We start from the raw sequence: 5,008 nt of genomic DNA, 5'->3' as shown, positions 1-5,008 counted from the left end.
CCAGCTGAACCTGGTGGCCGTGGTCCGCCTGGACCGCAGCGGGACGCACGGGACCCGCCCGAGGCCCGCAGGGCTCCGGCCGCTCCGGGCCGGGCAAGGAGCGCCCCGCCCTCGCCGCCCGGGCCCGGACCAGACCGCCCGACCCCCCTTCGCAGTCGACGACGTGGGTGCGCGGCGCGATCCTGCTCGGGATCATCGTCATGCTCGCGGTGACACTCGTGCCGACCCTCCGCTCGGTCATCCAGCAGCGCAACGACACCGTCGCCCTGCAGGGAAAGGTCGCGCAGCAGCACCTCACCGTGGAGGAGCTGGAGAAGCAGGCGGCCCTGTGGGAGGACCCCACGTACATCGAGGAGCAGGCCCGAGAGCGGTTGCGGTTCGTGCGGGTGGGGGATCGCGCCTACTCGGTCACCGGGATCGAGGCCGAGCGCTCGGAGGAGCAGGCGGCTCAGGACCCGCTCGTCGCCGCGCCGATGGCCAATGAGTCGTCACCGTGGTACGGCAAGGTGTGGCAGTCCATCCAGATCGCTGACCGCCCGACGGCTGGCCTGGCCCGATGACGAGGCCCGACCCCGAGACGGCAACAGGGCCGACGACCGCGCCGGGCCAAGGGGGTCCGTCGGGGAGCACGCGAGCGGTCAGTCCGTCCGACCTCGCCGCCGTCGAGCGCCAGCTGGGCCGACCCCCTCGCGGCGTCGCCGAGGTCGCCCACCGCTGCCCGTGCGGCGAGCCCGATGTGCTGCGGACCGAGCCGCGCCTGCCCGACGGCACCCCTTTCCCGACGACCTTCTACGCCACCTGCCCGAGGCTCACGGGTGCCATCAGCACCCTGGAGACGGCAGGGGTCATGAAGGAGATGACGGCGCGGCTCGCCGAGGACGCCGACCTGCGCGCCGCCCACGGACGTGCCCACGAGCACTATCTGGCCAGTCGGGCCGAGCTCGGCGACGTGCCCGAGATCGCGGGAGTGTCGGCCGGCGGGATGCCCTCGCGCGTCAAGTGCCTCCATGTCCTCGTGGCGCACGCGCTCGCGGCCGGTCCGGGAGTCAACCCGCTGGGCGACGAGGCACTCGAGATGCTCGGCGACTGGTGGGTGCCGACCTCCTGCGCAGCGCTCCACGCCGCGGAAGACGCCGCCGACGCCGCTGAGCCACCCGCCGACCAGGACGATCGAGACCCCAGGGACCACGACCGATGAGTGAGCAGCTCGTGCGCGTCGGCGCCATCGACTGCGGCACCAACTCCATCCGGCTGCTCGTCGCCGACGTCAGCCCGGGCACGGGAGCCCTGCGCGACGTGCGGCGCCGGATGGAGATCGTCCGCCTCGGGCACGGGGTCGACCGCACCGGGGTCATCTCGGACGAGTCGATGGAGCGCACGCTGGCCATGACGAGGACGTATGCCGCTGAGTGCCGTGAGCTCGACGCCTCCCGAGTGCGTTTCGTGGCCACCTCGGCCTCCCGCGATGCGCGGAACGCCGGGGACTTCATCGAGGGCGTGCGCTCCGCGTTCGACGAGCACTGGGGCGCCGAGGTCGTCCCCGAGGTGGTGACCGGTGACGAGGAGGCGAGCCTGTCGTTCGCCGGCGCGACCGGCGGCCTGGCCGCTCGCGGCGTCCCCGGCCCCTACCTCGTCGTCGACATCGGGGGAGGCTCGACCGAGTTCGTCCGCGGGACGAGCCACGTCGAGGCCGCGCGGTCGGTCGACGTCGGCTGCGTCCGGATGACCGAGCGCCACCTGCACTCGGATCCCCCGACGCCAGAGGAGATCGCGGCCGCCACGGCCGATGTGGATCGCGCCATCGACGAGGCGGCGGCGACCGTCCCCCTGGCCGGAGTCCGCAGCCTGGTCGGTCTGGCCGGGAGCGTCACGACGATCACGGCCCACGCCCTGCGGCTGCCGACCTACGACCCGGAGCGGATCCACCTGTCCCGGCTCCCCGTCGAGACCGTGGTGGCCGCCTGCACCGACCTGCTCGGCCTGAACCACGCGGAGCGCGCCGCCCTGCCCTACATGCACGAGGGCCGGGTCGACGTCATCGGGGCGGGTGCCCTCGTCTGGCGGCGGGTCATCGAGCGTGTGGCAGCGGTCGCCGGTATCACCGAGGTCGTCACGTCGGAGCACGACATCCTCGACGGCATCGCCCTGTCGATCGCTTGACCCGGGCCGATCGGCCAGCCCTGACGTGCAGGCAACCATGCGGATTCGGGGTACCCCCGCAGGGATTCGAACCCTGACTTGGGCGATTTTAAGTCGCCTGCCTCTGCCGGTTGGGCTACGGGGGCGGAGCCCTCAGTATGCCCGGCGCCGAGGCAACCGATCACGGTTGCGTCTCGGACGGGCAGATGGGGCGGACCGGGAACTCAGAGCACCCCTTCGAACGCTTAGGCTGATGACAGTCGCCACGCCCACCGTGGGCACGTGGCTCCAGGTGCTGGGGAGGCACGAGACAACATGGCAGGTGGAAACCCGGTCTTCGACCGGATCGACAAGCAGCTCGAGAAGGAGCGCTACGCCGGCTTCGGCGAGCCGCAGCGTGGGCAGCAGGGCCCCATGGGCTCCACCCAGGCAGCGACGACGGGCTACGCGGTTCAGGACGCCGTGACCGCGGAGCAGCTCAACGACCTCTACGCGCGTCAGGCTGCCGGCCCCGTCGACACGGGCCGGGTCACGCTCGATGACGTCATCGTCAAGAGCCTCGTCCTCTTCGTGGTGACCCTCGCCGGTGCCGGCGTCTCGTGGTTCATGGTCGACGCGAACCAGAGCCTCATCTCGCCGCTGTGGCTCGGCGGCATGTTCGGCACGCTGATCCTCGGATTCGCGATGATGTTCATGAAGAACATCCCGACGCCGCTCTACTTCGTCTACGCGGCCGTCCAGGGCGTGTTCCTCGGGGCGTTCAGCTACTTCCTCGCCTCCGCCTACGGTCCGGACCTCGTGCTCACCGCCGTCGTAGCGACGCTCTGTGTGTTCGTGGCGATGTACGCGGGCTACGCAACTGGTCTGATCAAGGTGACCGAGAAGTCGCGGCGCATGTTCGTCTTCATGATCGCCGGCTACGCACTCTTCTCGCTCGTCCAGGTCGCCCTCCTGCTGACCGGCGTCATCGACGGCTGGGGCTTCGGCGGCAGCGGCCCGATCGGCATCGGCCTCAGCCTCCTCGGTGTCGGCCTCGCGTCCTACTCCCTGGCCGTCGACTTCGACTCGATCGACAACGCCGTCCGGGTGGGCGCGCCGCAGAAGTACTCGTGGCTGCTCGCGCATGCCCTCGTCGTGTCGGTCGTCTGGCTCTACATCGAGATCGCCCGCCTCCTCGCGCGACTGCGCGACGCGTGACGGTCCGTCTCGACGGAACGACTGGTCGAAACGACTGAACGACCGTGAGGTCCCCTGTCCCGCAGGAGGTCTCCGACGAGCTGCGGCGCGTGGTCGAGCGGTGGCGTCAGCTGCCGCTCGACCACGCGCTCTCGCGTATGCCGCTGACGTCGGCCCTCGTCCAGCAGCTCGCTGATCGCGTCGCCGGGTTGCGGGGGCGGCCGGCCCAACCGGTGCCGGACCTCGGCCCGGCCGTCGTCATGGACCAGCTCGCGGTGATGGTCTTCGACCTCTACGCGACCGCACCGGACGCGGAGGCCACTGAGCTCGTGAGCGCGCTCAGCGGCATACGCAGGAGCCTGTCGGCCCGCAACACGCCCGGAAACGCGACACTCCCCCCTGAAATACCAGGGGGGAGCTTGCGATGACCGGGCGTGTTGTGCGCCAGTGAGGGCGGCTCAGCTGAGGCGCTCGAAGATGACTGCCATGCCCTGGCCGCCACCGACACACATCGTCTCGAGCCCGAACTGCTCGTCCCGCTCACGCAGCGCGTTGATGATGGTGCCGGTGATCCGGGCGCCCGTGGCCCCGAAGGGATGGCCGATGGCGATGGCGCCGCCGTTGACGTTGAGCTTGTCATAGTCCATGCCGATCCGATCGGCGGACCCGAGGACCTGGACCGCGAAGGCCTCGTTGATCTCGTAGAGGTCCATGTCGCCGATCGACATGCCGGCCCGCTTGAGGGCGAGGTTGACGGCATCGACCGGGCCGAGACCCATGATCTCGGGGGACAGGCCGGTGGCCGCGGTGGACACGACGCGGGCGAGCGGCTCGAGGCCGAGCTCCTTCGCCTTCGTGTCACTCATGACGACGAGGGCCGCCGCGCCGTCGTTGAGCGGGCACGCGTTGCCGGCCGTGACCGTGCCGTTCTCGCGGAAGACCGGGTTGAGGGCGGAGACCCCTTCCATCGTCACACCGGGGCGGGGGCCGTCGTCCTTGCTCACGACAGTGCCGTCGGGCGTCGTCACCGGGGTGATCTCCCAGTCGAAGAAGCCGCGCGCGATCGCGGCCTCAGCGCGGTTCTGTGACGTCACGCCCCACTCGTCCTGCCGCTGGCGGCTGATGCCGTAGGCCGTGGCGACGTTCTCGGCGGTCTGTCCCATGGCGATGTAGACGTCGGGCAGCTCGCCGTCCTCGCGCGGGTCGTGCCACGTCTCGTTGGTCTCGGCCGTGCGCATGGTGCGCTCGCGGGCCGGCAGGAACTTCGGGTTCATGTCGTCTTCGTTGGCGCCGCCGGCGCCGGCGAAGTTGACGTACTGCGAGACGCACTCGACTCCGGCCGAGACGAAGATGTCGCCCTCGCCGGCCTTGATCGCGTGGAAGGCCATGCGAGTGGTCTGGGCGGAGCTGGCGCAGAAGCGGTTGATCGTCGCGCCCGGGGTGTCGTCGAGACCGAGGAGCGTGGCGACCACCCTGGCCATGTTGGACCCGTGGCGGTGTGACGGCTCGGCGCACCCGAGGTAGATGTCCTCGATGAGCGACTTGTCGAGCGCGGGGATCTTGTCGAGCGCTGCCTGGATGACGTCTGCGGCGAGGTCGTCGGGGCGGACGTCCTTGAGCGAGCCCTTGAAGGCGCGGCCGAAGGGCGAGCGGGCGGTCGAGACGATGACGGCTTCGGTCACGATGTCCTCCT

6 protein-coding genes and 1 tRNA gene are annotated in these 5,008 nt (G+C 70.5%); 5 read left to right on the top strand and 2 right to left on the bottom strand.

The window, feature by feature from the left end; genetic code table 11:
• Positions 1 to 167 precede the first annotated feature (167 nt).
• Genes LOY02_RS17800 through LOY02_RS17790 form a run of 3 tightly spaced genes read left to right on the top strand, consistent with a single transcriptional unit; the run spans position 168 to position 2,160 of the window.
• The gene (locus tag LOY02_RS17800; RefSeq protein WP_317183706.1) at positions 168 to 560 is read left to right on the top strand and encodes an FtsB family cell division protein; all 393 of its coding nucleotides are present in this window, start codon (positions 168 to 170) and stop codon (positions 558 to 560) included.
• Positions 557 to 1,198 carry a DUF501 domain-containing protein gene (locus LOY02_RS17795; protein WP_317183705.1) on the top strand — a complete coding sequence of 214 codons (642 nt, stop codon included), beginning with the start codon at positions 557 to 559 and terminating at the stop codon, positions 1,196 to 1,198. The genes LOY02_RS17800 and LOY02_RS17795 overlap by 4 nt, the downstream gene beginning before the upstream one ends.
• Entirely contained in the window at positions 1,195 to 2,160 is a 966-nt protein-coding gene (locus tag LOY02_RS17790) for a Ppx/GppA phosphatase family protein (RefSeq protein WP_317183704.1), read from the top strand. Before LOY02_RS17795 ends, LOY02_RS17790 begins: the two co-directional genes overlap by 4 nt.
• A gap of 51 nt (positions 2,161 to 2,211) precedes the next feature.
• On the opposite strand, the gene LOY02_RS17785 is transcribed toward LOY02_RS17790, so the two are convergent.
• Positions 2,212 to 2,285, bottom strand: a tRNA-Leu gene (locus tag LOY02_RS17785).
• A gap of 169 nt (positions 2,286 to 2,454) precedes the next feature.
• Here LOY02_RS17785 and LOY02_RS17780 point away from each other — a divergent pair.
• Both LOY02_RS17780 and LOY02_RS17775 read left to right on the top strand, forming a co-directional pair.
• Positions 2,455 to 3,336 carry a Bax inhibitor-1/YccA family protein gene (locus LOY02_RS17780; protein ID WP_317183703.1) on the top strand — a complete coding sequence of 294 codons (882 nt, stop codon included), beginning with the start codon at positions 2,455 to 2,457 and terminating at the stop codon, positions 3,334 to 3,336.
• Positions 3,337 to 3,380: 44 nt separating this feature from the next.
• On the top strand, positions 3,381 to 3,743 hold the full coding sequence (locus LOY02_RS17775) for a hypothetical protein (RefSeq protein WP_317183702.1): 363 nt from the start codon (positions 3,381 to 3,383) through the stop codon (positions 3,741 to 3,743).
• 30 nt (positions 3,744 to 3,773) lie between these two features.
• Here the strand turns inward: LOY02_RS17775 and LOY02_RS17770 are convergent, their stop codons facing one another.
• Positions 3,774 to 4,997: an acetyl-CoA C-acetyltransferase gene (locus LOY02_RS17770; protein WP_317183707.1), complete on the bottom strand. Its 1,224-nt coding sequence runs from the start codon at positions 4,995 to 4,997 to the stop codon at positions 3,774 to 3,776.
• Positions 4,998 to 5,008: the final 11 nt, after the last annotated feature.

The organism is Intrasporangium sp. (genome assembly GCF_032907665.1).
Lineage (GTDB): Bacteria > Actinomycetota > Actinomycetes > Actinomycetales > Dermatophilaceae > Intrasporangium.
This window is presented reverse-complemented; position numbering and strand designations above follow the sequence as displayed.

Bases quoted from the DNA above. Each gene is read 5' to 3' on its own strand.
- LOY02_RS17790 (WP_317183704.1), top strand. From the start codon at position 1,195: ATGAGTGAGCAGCTCGTGCGCGTCGGCGCCATCGACTGCGGCACCAAC.
- LOY02_RS17795 (WP_317183705.1), top strand. From the start codon at position 557: ATGACGAGGCCCGACCCCGAGACGGCAACAGGGCCGACGACCGCGCCG.
- LOY02_RS17780 (WP_317183703.1), top strand. From the start codon at position 2,455: ATGGCAGGTGGAAACCCGGTCTTCGACCGGATCGACAAGCAGCTCGAG.